Here is a 20,170-nt window from a genome sequence, read left to right as displayed (position 1 = left end):
GTTGTCGGCCTGACAAGATTTTGCGTACGACGCTGTGGGTCATTGTCGGATGCCGTAGGCGCGAAGCGCGGATGTGAGATCGACTGGTGGAGCGTCGTTCATCCATACTTGAGTGCGCCCGGTGCTCAGCTCGGTTTTGGCGGGATGTACTCGCCACTCTCGTTGGCGCGTCATCACGGCATGGGCAAGGACTTGACCGTGGAACCACGTCGGAACCTCGATCGAGGTGATCACCGCGACCCGGCGGCCAAGTTCGGTCATCGACCTGTAACTGCCGTTCGTGACCACCACTTGATGCCAAGGCTTTCCGTAGATTTCGCCGATCGCGACAACGTGCGTATCAAGCCAATGCTGTTTCTCCCACTCGGGCTGAATTTGACCGCCGGCGCGGATGCTGTCGATGGCGGCCACGGACCGCTCGTACTGCTGCTGATTGCGGCGCTCGACGATGTCGGGACCACGCTGCAGCTGCGCAATACGCTTAGCCGGACATGACGTTGCGCGGCGCCTATTCCGCTTGCCTCCGCTGATCCATCGGCGCACCGTGGCCGCAGTAACACCCACGTACTCGGCGACGGCATCGACGTCGACGCCGCCGTTGTCGTTAGGGCCGTAGCAATGCAGAAGCATGTCGGCGAGACGGCCTCGGGTCCAGCGCGGGCCTGGAACAACAGTATTCATCGCGCGGGGCCGAATCCGAAGTCCTCGATGGTGATGAATCCCCAGTCGCCGAGGTAGTTCTTGTCCGCGACTTCAGTCAGCCAGGCGTGCAGCCCTTTATCGCCATCCTCTTCGTATGCACGCAGCATGGCTTGGACGTCGTCGACCCCGACAGTGAAGGTGACGCTGCGGTCCCGGGTGTAGGCGTCTGAGACGTTGCCGCCAGGACCTTGGTTACCGCTGATCCGCAACGACCCTCCATGTGTCAGCGCAGTACGGCCATGCGGGCTGGAACGGAAGTCATCGGTGGCCGCTGTGCGGCCGGCCTTCGTTGTCGCCGCCTTTTTGGACTCTGACTGCAGAGCATCGAGATGATCTGGGGAGGGCCTTTGTTTTCCGGCAGCCCATCGACGGACGGTCGAGACAGCCACACCAAGTTTGTCGGCAGCGGCCTTGGCGTTGACTGCGGCGCCGCGCACTCCGCGGCCAAAGGCCGCCAACAGCATCCCCTTGGCGTTGGACTGGTCGGTCACATCGGCTTCGCGGCGCCCGGATATCGCACGGAAGTACACTTGCCGGTGTGTGTCACGGGCCTGTTTGACCGCATCGCGCACCTGACTTTTCGGAACCTTCAGTCCCGCTGCGGCTCGATCGACGTCGACGTTTCCCGCGGCAACGGATCCGTACTTGCCGAGGTCGTCACCGGTGAGGTTGCGCCGGCGGCGCGGCCGGGCCATCAGCGTCCCGCCTTGGCGTCGGCAGGTTTGGTGAACGTCGGCATCAGTTCGGCCCACTCATCCGGGTCCAGCAGTGCTGGCTTACCCTTGTAGGCACCGCCGTTGAGGTACTCGACGTGCTCGGCCATTAGAGCCGATCCTTCGTGTTTGTACTGTCCGAAGCCGCGACCCCACGTTTTGGGTCCACCGGGCCACGCCGTCTGCGGGTCGGGATTGTCTGAGACGTAGAGAACGGTGTCTTTTTCTGCGGCCACCGGCCAGCGACGGGTCTTTCGTCCGATCTGATCGAAACGGTAGGCGATGTTACCTGTGGCCTTTCCGATGATGCACAGTCGCTTCATCGGGTCATAGCCGGTTTTGCCCTTCATATGCTCGTCTGAACCCATGAGTCCGATCCCGACGCTGCGCACCATCTTGGATTGATCACGGGCGGCCTGGGCGTCGGAGTCATCGGTGTCTAGCACAGTGGAAGCATCTCGCACCCGCTCGTAGAAGCCTCGCAGGATCCGACCGTGGTTGGGCCAGCTATATGCCTCCACGATGGTCGGGGTGTAGCCGAGTTTCACTGCTTGCTGCAGGCGGGCAGTGGTGACTGGCTTCGGGGTTGTGAACTGTAAACCGGCCGGGTTCAACAGGAATGGCACCCGCCAATCCGCCGGTTCGGGGACGATGATTGTCACCAGTCCCGGCGCGGCGAGGAGTTCCTCCAACGCCGCCGGATCCTGGAAGGCCGATCCGTCGGGGTGATGGACGGGGTCGCCGATCGGCAGTTCCAATCCGGCGATCGCCGCAGGATACGAGCCACCGCGGTCATAAGCGTGGACGTAGCGGCATTTGCGCTCATCGGCCGTGGGTTGCCGGGTCCAGTTGAAATCCCGTTCAACGTCGTTGACGTTGAACGGGATTTCGAACGTCGATGGCGCGAGCGGCCCGTTGCACCAGTCTTTGCGCTTGGTGCCTTTCGGCCGGGTCGCCACCATGAGGTCGATGGCGGTCACGCCTGGGTTGACCTTCCACGGGAAACGCATCGCATCGGCGAACAGCTTCAGCCGACGAGCGATCTGGTCTGGCGGTGGTACTTCGATCCCGTCTTCGGTGTGCGCGCCCACCAATACCGGTACGTTGCGAACGTCCTGCAGTGAGTCACCGTCGCTGGCCATCCCAGGAATCAGCACAACCCAGACACCTTTTCGGTGGTGGCCTTCGTGATACACCCTGGTCCAGACCCCCAGTCGGGTGGCGGTGGCATCGGGACCGGCGCCGCCGAGCCGCCACCCCTGCGATATCGCTTCAGTGACAAAGGGAAGGCCCTCGGTGACCTCCCGAATAACTGCGTCGCGGTCCTTGGGTTTTTTCTCCAAAACTGCGTCGACGTCGATACCGAAAGCCCGGCACATCTCTTCAGTCAGCCAAATCTGCCCTGGCTCATCGGATTCCCGTGTCAGTTGATACCCGAGATCGTTTGTGTAGACCAGTTCGGCGACCTGGCCGATATGCGCATTGCCGTTGACTACTTCATGTTTGGTCCGATCAGGCATCCACAGCCCGTCGATGTGCAAGACCGCGGCCGGGTCCCCGCCCAGTGAGACGTCGGAGCTGTCCGCGCCACGGCGCCGCGGTGGTGCGGCAGCGGCCGAAGGGAGCTTGCCTGCGGGCGCGGGCTCACTCTCCGCGGAACCCACTGGGTCGGTAACGCTGTCGACGCCCCGCCCGTTATCAGGCTGTGGTTCGGCACTATCACCGGTCGCGTCATCAGCGACAGGTGTTGTGCCACGCGGGCGCTCGACGATGACGGATTCGACGTGTCCACGAGTCGCGAGTGGCACACCGAGTGCCGCGGAGAGCGCCGCAGAAACGTCTGCGGTCGATTCGGCCATCAGCATGGCCAGAATCGCGTTCTCAGTCAGATCGGCGCGCGCAATGGTGACTAGGCGTCCAAGCCGAGTGTGCGTGTCGGACAGGTCAACTGGCGTACTTCCTTCTTCTGGGCGGGCGGGGCCGTACACCATCGAGGGGCCGTCAATGTAGAGCGGCCAGGTGTGGTATTCACGCGAGATCCGCATTGCGGCCCGGCGTCCCCGGTACCGGATGTGGGTGGCGATCGCCGCGGCCCACACCGGTTGGAAGTGGTGGCCCATGTCGTCACCGGTCCACATGCCGGGGTCGGCGAGTGCTGCCAGGTAGTCGCTCGCTGCAGCGTCGACCAATGCCAGCATCGGTTCATCGCCGGTGAAGGCCTCTCGGGCCTCTCTTATTCGTTTGGCCCAGGCTTCCAGGATCCGAGCTTTATGCGGCCACACGATCGCTTCGCTGATGCCGAGCTGCTCGACGGTCAGGCCAGCGCCGCCGTCGCGGGTGGGCTTGGTCAGTCCATCAAGATCCTCGGTGGTCACCCAGGCCTGAACGCGATGGTCGGCGGCCATTTGTGGGTGCGGCAGCGGCAGCGATTTCGGCAGGTTCAACTCCTCTGCCGCCGGTAGCTCCACCAGCCATAAGCCGAATGGCTTTTTGGTCGCTGGCGCGGCAGCGACCGCGGCACTTGCATCGAGGGGCTCCGGTGTCCCGTACCCGAACGTGAGCATGCCTGCCGACGCCAGCGTCGGGCTTTCTTGGGTGAGGCACACCAATTCGTCACAGTGCTGAAACTCGCGCTCTACCTGCTCGGCGGTAGCAGCCCACGCGGGTTGGATCCGTAACTCTGGTGCGGCCCAGGACGGCAGTAATCCGGGCCCTGAGACCACCGCCCCGCGGCCTCGCTCAGTCCGGCCGGCCATCACGACATCGGCGAGCACGGACCCCGAGACGGCGCCGTTGGGTCCCGGCAGCACACCGAAGGTGGCATACCAGCGGCCCAGCCGGCGGCCGAGTTCGCTGGCATCATTGGCGATCGACTCATCGCCGAGAGCCAGCCACGGCTGCTGCTCGGCCAGTACCTCCACGGCCACCCGCTGGGGACCACGGCCATGCGCCAGCACCAGCGTCTTGCCCGGTCCGCCGCGCAGCTCCCACCCGTCGTCGACAAGCGGACCCAACGCACGCCCGAGGTGCTCTGCCGGATCGCCGGAGTGGCCGTCCTGCGCGCCAGTCAGCAGCGCTACCGCTCCACCGACCACCCATACCCGCCCGTGCCCAGGCTCGTCGCTATGGCCCGGTATCGGCCGAAGGCCACCGCGTCCGCGCACCCACAAGATCAGCTTGCCAAGCTTGTCGGCCGTGTCGACCGGGGCGCTGTGCACCGATCGGCCCGCCACGGTGAATGACCCTGTCGCGGTGATGATCAAGACGTGGCGCCCGATGTCGGCGGCTGCGCTCATGGCGTCCCACCCACCTGCGCGGTGTCACGGTAGGGACGCATCCGGGCGCTGGCACCCTGCTGCGTCATCCCGAGCACAGCACCCACTTCGGTGTAGGTGGCCCCTGCGGCCAGCGCCGCCGCGGCCGCCGGCCGATCATCGAGCCCCGCCGCCCGTAACAACGCCGCACGGGTGAGTTGCACGACCTTGGTCTCTGCCGCGTCCCCACGTTCGACACCCTTCACCAGCCGCGCACGCTGGGCAGGGGTGACTTTGCGCCTAGCGACGCGACGCAGCCAGACATCTACCGCAGCGTCCAACGAAGAATTAGCCATCTTGGCGGCAAATGATTCGGCATCTCGTTGTGCCGCAGCTTGAATGAGCGCGACGGTCGGATCACCAGTCGTCATCAGTTCACCTCGTCGGGCCGCAGCTCTGACATGCCGCCGATGTTATCGAGCACCACGGACAGGTACAAGCAGTGCTTGTGCGTGCCCACAACCTTTCCTTGTGAAACCCCGCCCGTCGCGGGGCGTCCACGCCGTAGGCCGGAATAATTGCAGCGGTAATGCGCACATACGTTCGACTACAGTTCGGTGACAACCCCTGTATGCAGCTGGAGATGGCGCCGATGTTCGAAGACTGGCCTGTGACCATGCCGCCGGCACCTCGGCGTGTGGTGACTCCTCCTCGGCCGATTTTGGTGGACTTGAGCCGCCTCATCGCCAACCCTGATGATCGGTTTCGACGCGATGCGGTGGCGATGCGTATCAAGGCCGAGGGTCTCTGCTTTAACGCCCAGGTGCCCGGGCTTCTTCACGCTTGGGCGCAGTCCACACGAGGCGGCTGGCTGGCGTTGGTCACGTGTGACGTCCCGACCGGGAACCGCGCCGGCAAGCTCGCGATCCGCCAGTGGTGCTCGGCCCGGGCCGTCACGCCACTGTGAACGCCGCTTCATCGGCCTGCTGCGGGGTGGGGACCGCGCGCGGTGATCGGAAGAATGTTGTCGGGCTCGGTAAGGGCCTGGCGTAGAAATTCCAGTCTGGCAGTCAGATTGGCCTTGAGTTCAGTGAGTTCGGCGGTGGCGGCTGTGATGGTGTCGGTCTTGTATGCGGTTGAGGCGGCGTCGATGGCCAGTTGGCGCACGGCGTCGTCGGTGACTTTGGTTGCGCTCAGTTCTAGGGCTGCGATTTCTGCAACCATGGCGTTGATCGGTGCTAGCTGTTTTTGGTATTCGATCAGTTGGCGGACCAGTTCCACCAAGGCGTCCCAAGCTTTTTCGGCGGCGTCGAGGATTTCGTTGTTGCGCCGAGCGACCGGGTCCTCGGGACTGTCCGATGGGGGTGGAACGAGGTTGGCCCGAGCTCGCCAGATGCGGTGGGCACGCAGGTTGATATCGGTCAGGGTCTGATCGAGGTCGATGCGGACCCGGTGGAGGTCAAACAGTTCGCTGCGCCACGCTGCACTGGCTGCGATGTCACGGCCGATCAAATTGGCGATGGCTACCAAATGCGGTTCGCGCCACACTATCGCGGCACCGCGAAGATGCAGTGGCGGGTAGCTATTCCAGGGCCAGTGGCTGTTCCATTCTTGGCGTAGCACAGTGTGGTTGGGATACCGATCGAGGTCGTCGGGTATCACTGGCCATTCGGTTGAGGCGTTTTGCAGCGCTTCCACCTCGGTGTCGCTGTACAGCGGGCGCGGACGCCCCCACAGTCTAGAGATGTCTCTGCTGACTGACTGCCAAGTGAGCAAGAAGCCAGCGACCACGATTGCTGCGCCCAGTGCGTAGAGCGGCGAGCTGGTGTAGGTCGCCGCGATCGGGGCACCTACAGCGCCGGTGGCCGCAGTTGCTCCCACGATGAACCGATCGCGTACGGGCACAGCGAGCCGGGTCACAATGCCGCGTAGGCCCTTCTGTGGGCGACGGCGTTCGCTGGATTCACTCACGCAGTGCAGGTCGTCACCGTAAGCCGCGGCTTTGGCGGCCAGATCGGCCGGCACCGCGGTGGGGTCGATGGCGTCGGATCTCGGCAGCGCCAGAATGACGTCAGCGCCGCTGTAGGGATGCTCGAGTGGGGCACGAATGTCGGGCGCAATAACCAGCCGGGACGGTGCGGGGTTGTGGTCGGGCAGCTCGTCGGCCGGATCGAGCAGCAGGTCGTCCATCCCGGCCTCGCGAACGGCAGGTGTGCCGTCTCCAAGGGTGGTTGGCACTGGGGACCATTCGGGCCATTGCGCGGACATAGGGTCTCCTCTGGGCGATCGTCGGCGCGGTGGCTGTCAGTATCACCGTGAGGACGGACAGTTACGTTTTCCGTCCCGGCTGCTCCCCTAAGCAGCGGCGCATGTGTCGGAACTACGGCCGACCGCGGTCGAGAGGTTCTGCGTCGGGCTCAATTTCGCGTCCTTGGTGATAATCGTGCGAGATGACGGTGAGCTGCGCCCGGATAGCTTCGCGGTAGAACTGCGCGATTGTGTACCGTCGGCCGGTGGCTCGTCGGACGATGCGTACCGCGGCGCGGGCCCGCTGGTGCAGCACGGTCGGGATGCTGACGGTGCTGAAGGACGACCCTGGCTGCAAGTGGTCGTCATTGCTGCTAGGCATTGACGGCCGTGGGGCGGAACAGGCCTTGTTTCTGGAGATGTGCGAGCACCTCGCTATAGTCGCTGATGATTGGTTTGGCTCGGTACCCAACCAGTGAAACTGGCAGATAATCGGAGTACGCCTCGTCGACGATGGCGCTGCGGCGAACGATGGGGGTGACGAGTTCGCCGAAGCCGTCTTTGAGGTATCCCAGCTGATCCTGGTACACCAGCCCGCGCTCAGGAACTGCGCACGGCACGATGGCCAGCAGCGGAACATCAAGCTGGACGCGCCTTTTGAGGATCGACAGCTGCTTGACGAGTTCTTGGATCCCTTCGGCTTCCTTGCCGGCCGGTTTGGTGCAGGTGATCACGCCCCAGGAACCCGGTGGGGGTTTTTGCTCGATGGTGGTCGCGATGAGCGCGTTGGTGACTAGCACGCTCATCGTGCCGGGCGAGTCGATCAACGTGACATCGGCCGGGGTGGCGTTTTCCAACGCGTCACGCAGGCGCATGATGCCTTCCAAGCCCGCGCTGTTGAGTTCAATGGTGACTTGGTCGAGTGTTGACCGGACCGCCGGCACGATCGTCAGGTTGGCAATCAGGCTGGCAGGGTCGTCGCTGTAGATCGGTTTGCCGGTGTTGTAGTCGATTTCGACTCGCACCCGGGCGGGCCGTTCAGCGTCGTCGATACTGACTTGCTCGCGCAGGACGTCGGCGATCGTGACGTCCGCGGTTCGCCCGGGATATCCCAGTTGTGTGCTGCCGTTGGCCTGCGGATCCAGGTCGATGATGCGTACCCGCACTCCCTGGGCTGCGAGGGCGATGGCGAGGTTGACAGCGGTGGTTGTTTTACCGCAGCTGCCGGCCACGTTGGCAACCGCGTAGATGGTCTGGTTGGGACGTGGCGAGGCGGTGGAGGCAGGCGAGGTGGGCATAGAGATCTTTCCCCTTCGATGAAGTTAACTGGTGTTGCATTTGATGCATGGTGCATCTAAACGGTCGCGTGTTGCCCGTGGGTCAATCGATGCATCGTGCATCAATTAGCCTCAGCAAGGTCTAGTTGTGCCTGTTCCCAGGCGGTGGGTTGATAGCCGACGCGGTCGACGAGGAGTCTGACGTGGTCGACCGCATCGTCGTCCCAGGCCTTGTCTTTGAGTTCGCTGGTATGCAGTTCTGCGGCAGCGACCGCCCGGTGCCATGTGCGGGTGAGCCGCGCCTTCTCATTGTTGCCTTCGACGTGAGCGTCCCAGTCCTGCAGTAGCGCCGTCACTGCCGAGGTCCCGGCCCGCGCCGCAACGCCCGACAGGTACTGATTGATCAGGATCTTCAGCAACTCCAGCTTGGCCACCGGTTCGGCGATCAACGCGGCGCATGCCTGCCGGCGATGCGCCTGCGCCGCCGCGGCGGCTTTCGCATCGGCCCGGCGCCCTTCGGCGATCGCGTCGTCGGCCGCCGACGCTTCTTGGCCGTTGGAGGCCTGCTCCCCCGCTGCGGTATCGCCGTGCGGGTCGGGGGTGCGGGAGCTGTCAGCCGCGGCGTCTGCCGCCTGCTCCGGGCTGCTCTGGCGTCCTCCTGATGTCTCCGCTTCGGTGCCGATTTCGGCGTCGTCGGCCTGGGTGGTCGCATCTCGGGTGGGCCGTGCGTACAGAACCAAGGTTCCCTGCGCGGGGTCGATAGCCCCGATCAGACCGTCCTGGCCGGCGTAGTCCGTGACGCGGTATTCGTAGAACCGCTCCCCCAATTCAGACCGAGGATCGTCGACGAGACGAACCCCCCATTCGTCGGCTTGTGCCCGTGCCTGCCTCTCGGCGATTACCCATTCGGCGGCGCGGGTGGCGACCATATCGCGGGCCAGCATCAGTCGTAGCGCCAACTCTTGCTCGCGGCGGCGTTGTTCGGTGTCTTGGTCGGGATCCTCGTTGGCCTGCCACTGCCAGCGTCGGTGCGGACCGTAGGGCAGCGCTCCAGCGAGCGCGGCCGCGTCGGCTGCCCGCACCTTCCCGTCTTCGACAGCCTGGCGGACTTGCGGCGCCATCAGCAGCAAGGCCAAGCGGCGCGACACGGTGGCCTGGTTGATGCCCAACCGCGTGGCGATCTGGCGCTGGGTCAGGCCTAGTTCGGAGTATCGCGCGAACAGGTTGGCCTCCGCCAACTCCGACAAGTCCTGGCGCCCAAGGTTTTCCGCGGCCATGGCGTCGAGGTCGCCGTCGTCGGTCATGATGTCTTCGTCGACGACGGCCGGAATAGTCTCCCGGCCGGCCTCAATCGCCGCGATCCGTCGACGATGCCCGTAGACGAGGATGTATTTCGCGTCGCCCGGGATCTGCGTGGTTGCGGCGGGACGCGCCGCGGCGAAGGCCTTTCTAGGGACGACCAGCACGGGTAGGCGAACTCCGTTGGCGCGCACGCCATTCAGTAATTCGTCCCACTTGGCGTCGCCGGGTTGCGGTTGACTGCGCCCTGGGTCGTTGAATGGATGGGGAGCGAGATCGGCGACTGGAATGTGCACCACCCTTGTCGCCGCGTCGCCCAGCGGTACCGACGATGACAGCGCGACGATGAGCCCGTCGTCATCAACGGACGCATCACCCGCTCTCACCGCGGGTTCGTCGATGTCGAGGTCGTCGCCGCCGGCGAGTTCGGCGAAGCGGTTTGCGGTCTTCTTTCGGATGCCTGATTTGCGGGCCGTACGCTGGCCCGCTTTGGCGGTGGTTGCCTGTGGCACGTGGCCTCCTCGATTTTTTACAGTTATTAACTGTATTTGGAGGCTACGGGCCGAGGCTGGCTCATGCAAGCGTTCCCGCTCGTGTCGCGGTAACGATGCACCGTGCATCGCTTCCGTCGTTTCCGTGAATTCGCCCATCGGGTCCCACGAGTCAGCAGGAGTGGGGGAGAGCAGGCTGTGGGGGAGAGCAGGCTGTGGGGGAGCGCGGGCTGACCTCCGTTCCGTCACTGTGACGTAACCAGCGCCAAACGGCTCTGACATGTCGCCCGGAAGAAGGCCGCAATGATCACGTCGCGCGTGAGCATTCACACAACACGATAGTTACTTATGCGCGTATCGCCTACCGTGTTATGTGTTGTCGTATGCGCCGCCTATTGCCCTTGCTGTTCTTGCCGTATCGCTTAGTGCATGTGTCAGCACCGCGTCATGGCCTACTACCTGCGCTGTTGCCGTCAGGGATTACTGGCCGCAATTAACTGTCCTACTTGTGTGCTCTACTGCTGGCGCGCGGGTAGCGACCCCAGCCTGAAAGGGACACACCATGGCCTCACACCTGGTCAGCCAACTGATTGCTCGCGCCAACGAACGCTCATCAAAGAAGGTGTCGACGACGATCCGGCTCACGGGGCGCACGTTCGATCGACTTGACGCCCAACATCAGCGGTGGGGGGCAAGCATGTCAGAAATCATCGAGGGCGCTCTGGTGCCCGTCCTTGACGAGCTTGAGGCGACCGCACTGCCAGGCGAACAGGCACCGCCGAGCAATCATGCTGTCGCAGAAGGGGATAACGCTGATGCCTAATCGGTTTGAAGCCGCCGAACTCACCGCCGAACAAGCGTGGTATCTCGCTGAAGAACTCGAGGCTGGCACCTACCCGTGGAAGCTGGCGATCACACCCGGGTATTACGAGTTGGCCGATCGCGACGACTTCAACCAGCGTTGCCGCGCCGAGCTCGTCACCCAACGCGTTATCGACGACCACGGCCAAATCCATCCGGGCCTCGCTGCTGCGATCCGCACGCTGTGCCGCAGCCATCAATGGCTCGAATGGCTGACTATCATCGATGAGCAGCAAATCATGCGCGGCGTGCTGGCGCGCGGCCCGAAGGTCCCGGATACCGTTGTCGCACTTCGCAACGCGCAAATGGTGACGATCACACCGATGGACGTTGCCTACACCGAGGCTATCGTTCCCATTATCACTGTCGGGCTGCCCGACCAACCGCCAGCACAGTTCGACGAATTCAGCCTGCCGATGGACTCGGGGAAAAGCATCGACAGCCTTGTCGCCGGCGGCGCAGACATGGTTGAGATGCTCACTCGTCTGGGTGTCGCTGAATCCGATGCCGAGATCATGGAGCTCGCGCGGACCGGAGATCGCATCACCGTCGAGTTGACCGCCCACGAGGCAGTCAATGGGGCACGCCACAACACCGACGTGTCGGTCAACATTTTCAATACCGCAGTCGGCCGGATTCTGGTGTCGCCGCCCGCAGATGAACCTCGAGCTGGCGGCGAATCAGTGTTCGCCCCCGGCGACCCGTTCTCCATTGCAGTCGCGGTGCGCGACCTCACGGCCCGGCTGCCCCATGGACCCTGGTTTCCCGACGACCATTTCGCCGACTGATCCCACGAACCGAAAGAACACGACGATGACGAATCTGCCAGAAGAGACCAACGACCCGACTCCGCGCGCCGAGGCGTCCGACCCTGCCGACCCATACACCGGCGAGCAGAGCACTGAGCGCCCCCTGTGGAGCGCCCCTCCGCGGCACGCGGTTGCCCCCAACGAGCCACCGGCACAACGTGTCCCGCCGCCGGACTGGCCCCACGAATCCACGGCTCACGACGTCGTCGACGATGCTGCTCCGACCGGGCCGCTGCCGCCGATTCCTGACGAGCCGCCGCAGGCGCCCCCGCAACGCAGAACGGTTCGTAATCCCGGCCCGCCCGACTCGGGCCCCCGCCGGGCCGCTCCGCCGCCTGGGTGGGTGCCACAGCGGGTCCCGCCAGCCGACCAGGCGCCCTTCACACCGGCCGGCGGCCGCAGCTACGACGACGACAGCCAGACGCCAGCCCGCCACCGCCGGCCTCGCGCCCCTCGCGGGTGGCGCCGCTCGGCCGCGGCCGCGACGAAAGGACTGATCAATCCCGGCCCCAGCGCGAAACATGAACGCGAAGAACTCGAGCTTGACGCGATCCGCGCGCCACTGGCCGGAGTCGCCAAAGTCGCGGTCATCAGCCTCAAAGGGGGCGTGGGTAAAACGACCGCCACAGTTGGGATCGGCAACACCATCGCCAGCGCTCGAGGCGATCGCGTCATCGCCGTCGACGTCGACCCTGACCTCGGGGATCTCGACGTGAGCTTCAGCCAGGCCGGGGGAGCCGACGCCAACATCGAACGCCTCGCTGCATTGACCGATGCGGGCCGCTACTCCAACATCCGCTTCCACACGGTGCAAAACATCGACCGGCTCGAAGCCCTTGGCGCCCAAAATGATCCGCGCTCCTCCTACATCCTCAACGCCACGGATTACCTCGCGGCGATCCGGATTCTCGAACTGCATTACAACGTGATCCTGCTCGACTGCGGCACGGGTATCTCCACTCCGCTGTTCGCTAAGATCGCCGCCGAAGCAACCGGCCTGGTGGTCGTAGCCGCCCAAGATGCGCGCGGCATCCGCGGCGCGCGACAAACCTTGCATTGGCTGCATGCACATGGTTTCGACCGCCTGTTGTCCCGCACTGTGGTCTTGACCAACGCCACCCGGCCCGGCAAACCCAACATCAATCTCGACGACGAAGAGGTCTACTTCCGGGAACGGGTGGCCAAAGTGGTGCGCATTCCTTACGACAGAGCGTTAAACGACGGCGCGGCAATCGAACTCAAGTCTCTGGCGAAGCCCACCCGCGCCAAATTGACTGAAGCCGCCGCCGCGATCGCCGAACATTTTCCGGCCCGTCACCCGGCCCGCCACCGTTCCGCCGACCAGGGGAGATTCTGATCGTGGATCCCGCAACCGCTACCGGCATGATTCGTATCGCCGTCATCAGCGACGACGGCGCCGCAGACATCGCGTTGCCAACAACGACTCCGATCCGCGCGCTGATACCGCAGATCCGCGCGACGTTGGCTACCGGCCGGGAGGACAGCGACACCGACGGTCAGGACGAACCGATCCGACCGTATTCTCTGGCTCCGCTGGCCGGTACACCGTTTAGCCTCGATGCCACCTTGGGCGCTCTGGGCATCCCTGATGGTGAGCCGCTGCTGCTGCGCATGCTGCCGCCCGGCCCTGCTGCGCCGCCCGTAGTTGAGGACCTCGCCGACGCGGCCGCTATTCACTCGGCCCGACAGTTCGCCACCTTCAGCCACGCCCTGCTCGGCCCGGCCGCCCAGGTCGCGTTCATCGCCGTGGGGGCGTTGATCACCGCCCTGGCCACCTACAGCTGGTACCGCGTGCATACCTGGTGGCCGGTGGCAGTGCTGGGTGCATGCGCACTGGTCTTCATCGCTGCCACCGCGCTGACCGCACGCCGCGGCGCGACCACGGCATCGGGGCGTTTAACGCTGGCCACACCGGTACCTCTGGCGCTGACATTGGGGCTGTCGGTGGCTTTGCTTCAGCACATATCCGGGGCCGCGGGCTCGGTGGCCCCGCAGGTGCTGGCCGGGGCTGGAGCAACGCTGGCCTGGTCGCTGTATGTTTCGCTGCTTACCAGCCAGTGGGTCGCCACGCACACCACGATCATCGCCATCAGTGCAGCCACGGTGGTTGCGGCCGGCGCCCGCACCTTCTGGCATCTGCCGTACCTGACGTTGGGATGCATCGTGCTGGCGGTGTCGCTGTATGCAGCGCACCATGCGCCGATCGCCGCCGCGGTGTGGGCTCGTTTCCCGATGCCCAACGTGCCCCCGCCCGGCGTGGATCCTCCCGCTCCGCCGTCATTGCAGGCCCTGGAGTCGTTGCCCGCCAAGGTCGCCCGCAGTCATGCCCACCAAAGCGGGTTGATCGCAGCATCGGTGCTGCTGGCCGCGGCGGGCTCTGTGATGGTGCTCTGGCTACCGGACCGGCCCGGGCCGCTGTGCTGGTGGCTCGTCGCGGCGACGGTGATCGTGACTGTCTTGCGTGCGCGGATCTGGGAGTCGGCTGCGGCCGCGATGTGGTTCGTCGCGTCACCGCTGCTGACCACGGCCGCGCTGGCGGTATCGTTCCGCCACCAGCTACCTGGCCGCCAGCTGGGCCGCCAGCGGAACCGTCATGGCACTCGCCGCGGCGCTCGTTGTGATCGCTGTCGTCAGGCCCCGCGCGCCGTCGACCCCACAGCTGCGCTACCTCGATCTGTTCGAAAACGTTCTGTTGTTCACGATTTTGCCGGCGATGCTCTGGCTGTCCGGAATCGTGAGCCTGATCAGGAACTGGGGGAGTATCTGATGTCCCGAATCCGCCGATTCTGCGCCGTCTTTGCCGCGGCAATGCTGCTTGTTGCGTTTGGTCCCTCGCCGTGGGCCGCGGCGCTGACCTTCCCTGTCGTCGACCTCGCTGCGCTGCCGCCCGACAAGCCACCAGCCCCGGTAGTCGAGATGCACCAAAACGGTGGCTGCTCACTGTATGGCGCCATGCCGGGCTTCGACCCTGCACCGACGCCGCCCAGCCAGGCGATGCTCAATCTTCCCGAGGCATGGAAATCATCACGCGGTGCCGGTGTGACGGTCGCGGTGATTGACTCCGGGGTGACGCCCCAGCCGCGGCTGCCCAACCTCAGCGGGGCAGGGGACTACATCGACCCACGGGCCGATGGGCTTACCGATTGCGACGGACACGGTACGACCGTCGCTGGCTTGATAGCGGGGGCTCCTGGACCCGACGGGTTTGCTGGAGTCGCCCCAGAAGCCCGGCTGGTCTCCATTCGGCAAAGCTCTTTGCAGTGGGCGCCGCGAACCCCGCCCGGTGGTGATCCTCAGCAGGTTAAGACCGCCGGTGACGTCACCACGCTGGCATTGGCTGTCCGTCACGCCGCAGACCTGCCCGGCGTCCGGGTCATCAACATCTCGACCGTCGACTGCATCCCAAGCTATAAGGACGTCGATCAGGCCGCGCTGGGTGCCGCGCTGCGCTACGCCGCCGTCGACAAAGACGTCGTCGTCGTGGCGGCCGCCGGCAATACCGGCGAAAACAATTGCGACAACAACCCGTTGACCAACACCGAGCTGCCCAGCGATCCGCGAAATTGGGCCGGCGCAACCACAATCTCCACCCCGAGCTGGTGGCAGCCCTACGTGCTCTCTGTGGCGTCGCTGAACCCCACCGGGCAGCCGTCGAACTTCACCATGACCGGACCCTGGGTGGGTATCGCCGCCCCCGGCGAACAGATCGTCAGCTTGGGCAATTCGGGAGGCGGTTTGGTCAACGGCCAACCCGACGGACAGAAACCCCTGGCCCCAATCAACGGCACCAGCTTTGCTGCTGCCTATGTCTCCGGCGTCGCAGCCCTGGTCCGCTCGAAGTTCCCCGACTTATCCTCACACCAGGTCATCAACCGCATCGTGGCCTCAGCACATAACGCGGCACGCGCACCTTCCAACACAGTCGGCGCCGGGGTTTTCGACCCTGTCGCCGCCCTGACATGGGACATCCCTGACGGGGACCGGCTGCCAGACCGGATGCCCATCATCCGCATCCCCGCACCGGCGCCGCCACCGCGCGACATTGCCTGGCCGCGCCGCATCGCGCTGGGCCTGGCCATCGCCCTTCCCGCACTCGCGTTGGGCGCAGTGACTCTGATTGGAATGCGCCGTGACCGCAGCAACCCCTAACAACAGGCAACCTCGATGGGAGCCGGCCCGGCCTGGCTGGGTCAGGCTGTCGCTGCTCACCTCAGTACTGCTGATCGGATGGGCACTGCTGGTGCCGCCAGGACATCGGGCCCAGTGGTGGCACCTGGCGCTGGCACTGGCCATCACCGCCGCGTTCCTTGGCTCCTGGCACGGCCAGTCATTGTCGACGATCGCGCGGCGATCGGTTCCGATGGCGCTGCGTAACCGCCAGCGTCGGCGGCGGCCGCCATCGTCAGCGGCTCATCGCAACCGCGGCCTCCCACGCACATCTGATACCCAGACAGCAGAACAATCCAGCGGTGATGACGAAGCGACGATCGTTATCCATCTCCAACCGCACCCCTATGAACTCTCCGGCCCCAATGACACCAGTGATCAACTGCCGTGGGAGTTGGTCATCAGCTGGCTCGACCGCTACGGGATCCGCGCCAACGCCCTCACTGTGACCTCAGTGAACACCACCCCGCCCGCCAGCAGCTTGCGCAGCGACCACTCCTCGCTACTCAGCGCAGCCACACCACAGAACCGCCACACGTGGATCAGCTACACACTGGGCGCCGACGCCAACCTCGCGGCCATCTCGGCTGGACGTGTTCAGCGGATCGCTCGCCGCTCCTCGAGCGATCCGCAAACTGATCCGCAAACTTCTGACGACGACACCGACTCGCCCCGCACCGCAATAACCGAACTCGCCGCGATCACCGCACGCCGCCTCGTCGCCGAGCTCAGCGAGCAAGGATGGTTGGCCAGCGACGTCACCAAGACCCAACTGCCACGGTTCGCCGACGCCACACTGTCTGTGCGCCGCGAGTGCTGGACCGGAGCCGAGTACGCCGACGGCTTCCGCGCCGTTTACCAGATCGAACCGCACGCCCTGGGCACAGCTCTTGACGCCATCACTCGTCTACACACCAAATCCTCGTGGGTCTCAGTGACGGTGCGCCAGCACGGCTTCCAGCCGCCCACCATCGAGGCTGCCGCTGCCTTGCTGACCACGGCACGCCCATCACGACGTGTCGCGGCGGGGATGCATGGTATGCACGGCCTTCATGCCCAGAGCGCCGAGAGGTTCACCGTCACCGGACTGGCAGGCGTGAATCTGCCGCGGACACCGGTCGTCATGGACGACCTGCGCGCCGTGTTGTGGCGCACCAGCTCTGCCGGCGTCCCTCTGGGATCCGACCAGCACGGCGACCCCTTCTATTTGACTCTCGACTCTCCAGAACCGACACGCATCACCATCACCGGTACCCCGGAGTTTCAGTGGGGAATATGCAGCCGTTTGGTGCTGCTGGGGCGCCCGACAGGCATCTATGCGCCCAACGCGCGACCGTGGGTGTCCCTCGCCAATCTCGCTGCCCCCCACCAAGTCTCGCTGAACCCTTCCGAGCTGCCGCCTGATGCGATCGCCATCGGCGCCGACGGTGCGGCGATACCGCCGGCGGCGATCGCAGTCATCCTGCGGCCCAGCACGCCCACTTACGCGACATCGACCCCGATCATGATCACTCAGCACCCGCGCCAACCAGACTGGTTCACTGTCAGCACGCCGCGCCTTCGTGAGCGCTCCTCGCCCCGTCTGGGCGAGCTTGTCAATGACTTCCGCGCCAAGTACGACCGTGACCCCGACGCCGCACAGCGCAGAACGCTGGCCATCCAGGCCAGCAGCGTGTGGCTCAATACCCGATTGCCGACAACCGGGTTCTGATCGCGCCACACGTGCAGTGCATGGTCGCCCGGCTTTCGCGCTTGTCGATTTAGGCCTGAAAGGGTCTTCTAACTGCTGCGAAGATGCGTGTGGGGCGGCCACCGGAATCGGTGACCGCCCCACACGTCTTCAACCGCGTTTGGTTAGCCCGCCCACTTCGCGCCCTCGGCCTGGTCGCGGGCCGCCATCTGGATGGTGCCGTTGCGGTAGGCATCGGTCATCGCCCGGTAGCCCATCCGCATGTTCTCTGAGGCTGAGTTCCACTGCTGCTGCCATTGCTGGTAGCTCATCCCGGTGTCACCTTGCCAGCCGCCGGCCAGCGCGGCTTGCTCGGAGGCGACTGCGGCCGATGCCGCGGCCAATGTGCCGTTGTGTGCGTCCATGGACTCGGCGAGCGCGAGCATCGCCGGGTAGGTGAACATGATCTGCGACATGAGAAAGTCCTTTCAGTAGTTTGCCGCCGTGGGGTGGAGGCTAGAACGCTCCGCCGGTTTGCCCAATGTTTTCCGACATTTCCGCATCTGCGGCGGTGTAGGTGCTGGCGGAATCGCCCATGTTGGCCTGAGCGATGTCGAGCAGCTGATTGATCTGCTGGGCGGCATTGACGAACCGCGCGTGTCCGGCTTGAAACGCCGTCGACGACTCGCCCATGTGGAAGCCCTGCGCGGCAGTCGCATCAGATTCGGCGCTGGCGATCGCCCCTCGCATCTGTGCTGACGCGTCACCCACTCCGGCCTGACTTGCCGCGAGGGTAGGGATCGTCACGTCTAGGTGTGTCATGATTTGCTCCTTTTGTTGTATTGCGGTCTAACCGTTGGTCATTGGCTGTCGTTTTGTTCACAGGGTCATAGCGGTCCCCTCACGCCGACCGCCTCGTCGTCGCTCTCATCGACAACGGCGTCTTCGGGGTAACCGCTGGCGTGGCTGGCGCGTTCGCTGGTGCGTCGCTTGCGGGCGCCAGGCCCCATCATGGCCCCACCGGCTCCTGCTCCGCCGGGTGTCGCGCCGCCGGGCAGCGCGCCGCCGACCGGCGCCGGGCTGCGTGTGCTCGCCACGTCTTCTGCCGGGGTGGCACCCCAGGTTGAGGGAGTCAACGGCCTACCTGGGCCTGACCCAAACGCGCCGCCGGCCAGCGTGGTCAACCCGGCAGGGTTGATCCCGCGCATCGCGGTGGTGCCGGCGAACCCGAGCGGCGTCGCGGCGGCGCTGGGGTTCGCACCGCTGATTCCGCTCAACATTCCGCTCAACGTTTGAGGGGCTGAGGACAGCAGGGACGGCACTGAGGAGAGGAGTTGGGCAGGGGCCTGAGTCGTCGACGTAACGGCTTGCCCCGCTGATGAGCCGACCGACATGAGGGGGCTCAGGGCGCTGCTGAAGCCGTCTGAGGATCCCAACAGTTGTGCTGTGCCTTCGACGTCGGTGGCGGTGTTCTCGGCGCCGTCACCCGGCGACGCCGACGCTCCGTCAGCCAGTGATGACGGGCCGGTGGCAGCCTTGCCGACCATCAGTTTGGTCGACATCAGATCGGCCGCGGTCAACCCGGAGCCAGCGAGTTGCCCTTCGCCGACGGTCTGAGCGCCAGCAGCATCGGCCGCGGCACTACCGCCCTCGCCGACACCGGGCGCGATGATGAACGGTGAGGTGGGGGTCATGGGGATCGAATCGGACGCGGCGCTCGACGCCGAATCCCAGCCCAACATCACGTCACCGGCTTGGATCCACATCCGCGCGTAGTCAGCCTCGTTGAGCCCGATCGGGATCGTGTTACAGCCCAAGAAATTGGTGCCGACCAATACGCCGTGAACGACATGGTTGGTCATCAGCTCAGCCAGCGTAGGCATCGTGGCGACCGCCGTCTCGTAGGCCATCACCACCGTTTCATGCGCCAACGCCGCGGCCGCTGATTTACCCGCCACAACCTCCAGCCAGGCCAGCATCGGCGTGTGAGCACGCAGGAATTGTTCGGCTGACGGACCGGAGTAGACGCCGGAGACCTGGCCGAGAATGGCGCTGAGTTCGGCAACGCCGGCCTGATATTGACCGGCCAGAGCGGTCCACGACGCCCCCGCTGCAGCAATACCCGCTGAGGTGCCACCGTAGTTGAGCAGGGTGGAATGCACCTCGGGCGGAGCGGCATGGTAGATGGGGGTAGGCAGCATGGGGGGTGTTTAGACCGCCGCGGCACCCAAGGCGGCTGCGCTGAGCGCATCCCCGGTCAGGTAGCTGACCCCGGATTCTGCGACGCCAGCGCCGGAACGGCCTAGCTCCTCGTTGCCCATCATGGCCATCGCCTGGTGTTGGGCGTGGTGGCCGTGCAGTGCTGCTGCCACCTCCAGCGACGGCTTGTCCGATCCCGGTGGCAGGATCGCGGCGCACGCAGCTGCATGCGCGGCACCTGCGGCCGACAGCTGCCCCGTCAACGCTGCAACCTGTGCGGATGCGGCCAACAGGCCTTCGGGTATCACATCCAATTCCACGGTAAACCCCTCCCGTTAGCTACTTGTGCTGATGTGGCTGTCATCCGGGCCGCAATGCCCGGGATAATTCACGCTAGCGCTGGTAAACAGTCGTTTCCAGTGAAACCAGCCCAGTTACACGTGTCAATAATGCACCCCAAT

Annotated in this window: 17 protein-coding genes and 1 pseudogene; 7 read left to right on the top strand and 11 right to left on the bottom strand. The window is 65.0% G+C overall.

Features of this window, described 5'->3' with window-relative positions; all coding sequences use genetic code 11:
* Positions 1–39 precede the first annotated feature (39 nt).
* The 4 genes from AB8998_RS31430 to AB8998_RS31415 are packed head-to-tail and all read right to left on the bottom strand — an operon-like array spanning position 40 to position 4,935.
* Positions 40–681 carry a hypothetical protein gene (locus AB8998_RS31430; RefSeq protein WP_369742192.1) on the bottom strand — a complete coding sequence of 214 codons (642 nt, stop codon included), beginning with the start codon at positions 679–681 and terminating at the stop codon, positions 40–42.
* Positions 678–1,397 (bottom strand): helix-turn-helix domain-containing protein, encoded by a 720-nt coding sequence (locus tag AB8998_RS31425; protein WP_369742191.1) that lies wholly within the window; start codon positions 1,395–1,397, stop codon positions 678–680. The genes AB8998_RS31430 and AB8998_RS31425 overlap by 4 nt, the downstream gene beginning before the upstream one ends.
* Positions 1,397–4,711, bottom strand: coding sequence for a hypothetical protein (locus AB8998_RS31420; protein WP_369742190.1), 3,315 nt, complete (start codon positions 4,709–4,711; stop codon positions 1,397–1,399). Before AB8998_RS31420 ends, AB8998_RS31425 begins: the two co-directional genes overlap by 1 nt.
* Positions 4,708–4,935 (bottom strand): hypothetical protein, encoded by a 228-nt coding sequence (locus AB8998_RS31415; RefSeq protein ID WP_369742189.1) that lies wholly within the window; start codon positions 4,933–4,935, stop codon positions 4,708–4,710. Before AB8998_RS31415 ends, AB8998_RS31420 begins: the two co-directional genes overlap by 4 nt.
* A gap of 365 nt (positions 4,936–5,300) precedes the next feature.
* Here AB8998_RS31415 and AB8998_RS31410 point away from each other — a divergent pair, with 365 nt between their 5' ends.
* Complete coding sequence (locus tag AB8998_RS31410; protein WP_369742188.1) at positions 5,301–5,636, top strand: hypothetical protein; 336 nt, start codon at positions 5,301–5,303, stop codon at positions 5,634–5,636.
* Between the two features lie 8 nt (positions 5,637–5,644).
* Here AB8998_RS31410 and AB8998_RS31405 read toward each other — a convergent pair whose 3' ends face one another.
* The 3 genes from AB8998_RS31405 to AB8998_RS31395 all read right to left on the bottom strand — a co-directional run bounded on the left by AB8998_RS31405 (position 5,645) and on the right by AB8998_RS31395 (position 10,142).
* Complete coding sequence (locus tag AB8998_RS31405) at positions 5,645–6,859, bottom strand: hypothetical protein (protein WP_369742187.1); 1,215 nt, start codon at positions 6,857–6,859, stop codon at positions 5,645–5,647.
* A 431-nt stretch (positions 6,860–7,290) separates the two neighbouring features.
* Complete coding sequence (locus AB8998_RS31400; RefSeq protein WP_369742186.1) at positions 7,291–8,214, bottom strand: ParA family protein; 924 nt, start codon at positions 8,212–8,214, stop codon at positions 7,291–7,293.
* A 101-nt stretch (positions 8,215–8,315) separates the two neighbouring features.
* Positions 8,316–10,142, bottom strand: a complete 1,827-nt coding sequence (locus AB8998_RS31395; protein WP_369742185.1) for a ParB/RepB/Spo0J family partition protein — start codon at positions 10,140–10,142, stop codon at positions 8,316–8,318.
* 403 nt (positions 10,143–10,545) lie between these two features.
* Here AB8998_RS31395 and AB8998_RS31390 point away from each other — a divergent pair, with 403 nt between their 5' ends.
* The 6 genes and pseudogenes from AB8998_RS31390 (at position 10,546) to AB8998_RS31365 (ending at position 17,552) form a co-directional block, all read left to right on the top strand.
* Entirely contained in the window at positions 10,546–10,806 is a 261-nt protein-coding gene (locus AB8998_RS31390) for a hypothetical protein (RefSeq protein ID WP_369742183.1), read from the top strand.
* Positions 10,772–11,632: an ESX secretion-associated protein EspG gene (locus tag AB8998_RS31385; protein WP_369742182.1), complete on the top strand. Its 861-nt coding sequence runs from the start codon at positions 10,772–10,774 to the stop codon at positions 11,630–11,632. Before AB8998_RS31390 ends, AB8998_RS31385 begins: the two co-directional genes overlap by 35 nt.
* A 364-nt stretch (positions 11,633–11,996) precedes the next feature.
* A complete protein-coding gene (locus AB8998_RS31380; protein WP_369742181.1) occupies positions 11,997–13,010 on the top strand; it encodes a MinD/ParA family ATP-binding protein in 1,014 nt (337 codons plus the stop codon).
* Between the two features lie 26 nt (positions 13,011–13,036).
* Positions 13,037–14,164: pseudogene (gene eccD, locus AB8998_RS31375) on the top strand (type VII secretion integral membrane protein EccD); the annotation flags it as partial.
* Between the two features lie 276 nt (positions 14,165–14,440).
* Positions 14,441–15,823 (top strand): type VII secretion-associated serine protease mycosin, encoded by a 1,383-nt coding sequence (gene mycP / locus AB8998_RS31370; protein WP_369742213.1) that lies wholly within the window; start codon positions 14,441–14,443, stop codon positions 15,821–15,823.
* Positions 15,804–17,552 carry a hypothetical protein gene (locus AB8998_RS31365; RefSeq protein ID WP_369742180.1) on the top strand — a complete coding sequence of 583 codons (1,749 nt, stop codon included), beginning with the start codon at positions 15,804–15,806 and terminating at the stop codon, positions 17,550–17,552. Before mycP ends, AB8998_RS31365 begins: the two co-directional genes overlap by 20 nt.
* A 143-nt stretch (positions 17,553–17,695) precedes the next feature.
* Here the strand turns inward: AB8998_RS31365 and AB8998_RS31360 are convergent, their stop codons facing one another.
* The 4 genes from AB8998_RS31360 to AB8998_RS31345 form a co-directional block, all read right to left on the bottom strand.
* Positions 17,696–17,986 carry a WXG100 family type VII secretion target gene (locus AB8998_RS31360; protein WP_369742179.1) on the bottom strand — a complete coding sequence of 97 codons (291 nt, stop codon included), beginning with the start codon at positions 17,984–17,986 and terminating at the stop codon, positions 17,696–17,698.
* Positions 17,987–18,026: 40 nt separating this feature from the next.
* On the bottom strand, positions 18,027–18,332 hold the full coding sequence (locus AB8998_RS31355; protein WP_369742178.1) for a WXG100 family type VII secretion target: 306 nt from the start codon (positions 18,330–18,332) through the stop codon (positions 18,027–18,029).
* Between the two features lie 65 nt (positions 18,333–18,397).
* A complete protein-coding gene (locus tag AB8998_RS31350) occupies positions 18,398–19,711 on the bottom strand; it encodes a PPE family protein (RefSeq protein WP_369742177.1) in 1,314 nt (437 codons plus the stop codon).
* Between the two features lie 9 nt (positions 19,712–19,720).
* Positions 19,721–20,029 carry a PE family protein gene (locus AB8998_RS31345; protein WP_369742176.1) on the bottom strand — a complete coding sequence of 103 codons (309 nt, stop codon included), beginning with the start codon at positions 20,027–20,029 and terminating at the stop codon, positions 19,721–19,723.
* Between the last annotated feature and the right edge of the window lie 141 nt (positions 20,030–20,170).

Source organism: Mycobacterium sp. HUMS_12744610 (assembly GCF_041206865.1).
Classification (GTDB): domain Bacteria; phylum Actinomycetota; class Actinomycetes; order Mycobacteriales; family Mycobacteriaceae; genus Mycobacterium; species Mycobacterium servetii.
Note: the sequence above shows the minus strand (reverse complement) of the source record. Positions and strands in the feature narration are given on the sequence as shown.

Excerpts from the sequence above, each read along its gene's own strand:
- AB8998_RS31430 (WP_369742192.1), bottom strand. The coding sequence starts at position 681 with ATGAATACTGTTGTTCCAGGCCCGCGCTGGACCCGAGGCCGTCTCGCC.
- AB8998_RS31425 (WP_369742191.1), bottom strand. The coding sequence starts at position 1,397 with ATGGCCCGGCCGCGCCGCCGGCGCAACCTCACCGGTGACGACCTCGGC.
- AB8998_RS31420 (WP_369742190.1), bottom strand. The coding sequence starts at position 4,711 with ATGAGCGCAGCCGCCGACATCGGGCGCCACGTCTTGATCATCACCGCG.
- AB8998_RS31410 (WP_369742188.1), top strand. The coding sequence starts at position 5,301 with ATGCAGCTGGAGATGGCGCCGATGTTCGAAGACTGGCCTGTGACCATG.
- AB8998_RS31405 (WP_369742187.1), bottom strand. The coding sequence starts at position 6,859 with ATGGACGACCTGCTGCTCGATCCGGCCGACGAGCTGCCCGACCACAAC.
- AB8998_RS31400 (WP_369742186.1), bottom strand. The coding sequence starts at position 8,214 with ATGCCCACCTCGCCTGCCTCCACCGCCTCGCCACGTCCCAACCAGACC.
- AB8998_RS31395 (WP_369742185.1), bottom strand. The coding sequence starts at position 10,142 with ATGGGCGAATTCACGGAAACGACGGAAGCGATGCACGGTGCATCGTTA.
- AB8998_RS31390 (WP_369742183.1), top strand. The coding sequence starts at position 10,546 with ATGGCCTCACACCTGGTCAGCCAACTGATTGCTCGCGCCAACGAACGC.
- AB8998_RS31385 (WP_369742182.1), top strand. The coding sequence starts at position 10,772 with ATGCTGTCGCAGAAGGGGATAACGCTGATGCCTAATCGGTTTGAAGCC.
- mycP (WP_369742213.1), top strand. The coding sequence starts at position 14,441 with ATGTCCCGAATCCGCCGATTCTGCGCCGTCTTTGCCGCGGCAATGCTG.
- AB8998_RS31360 (WP_369742179.1), bottom strand. The coding sequence starts at position 17,986 with ATGTCGCAGATCATGTTCACCTACCCGGCGATGCTCGCGCTCGCCGAG.
- AB8998_RS31355 (WP_369742178.1), bottom strand. The coding sequence starts at position 18,332 with ATGACACACCTAGACGTGACGATCCCTACCCTCGCGGCAAGTCAGGCC.
- AB8998_RS31350 (WP_369742177.1), bottom strand. The coding sequence starts at position 19,711 with ATGCTGCCTACCCCCATCTACCATGCCGCTCCGCCCGAGGTGCATTCC.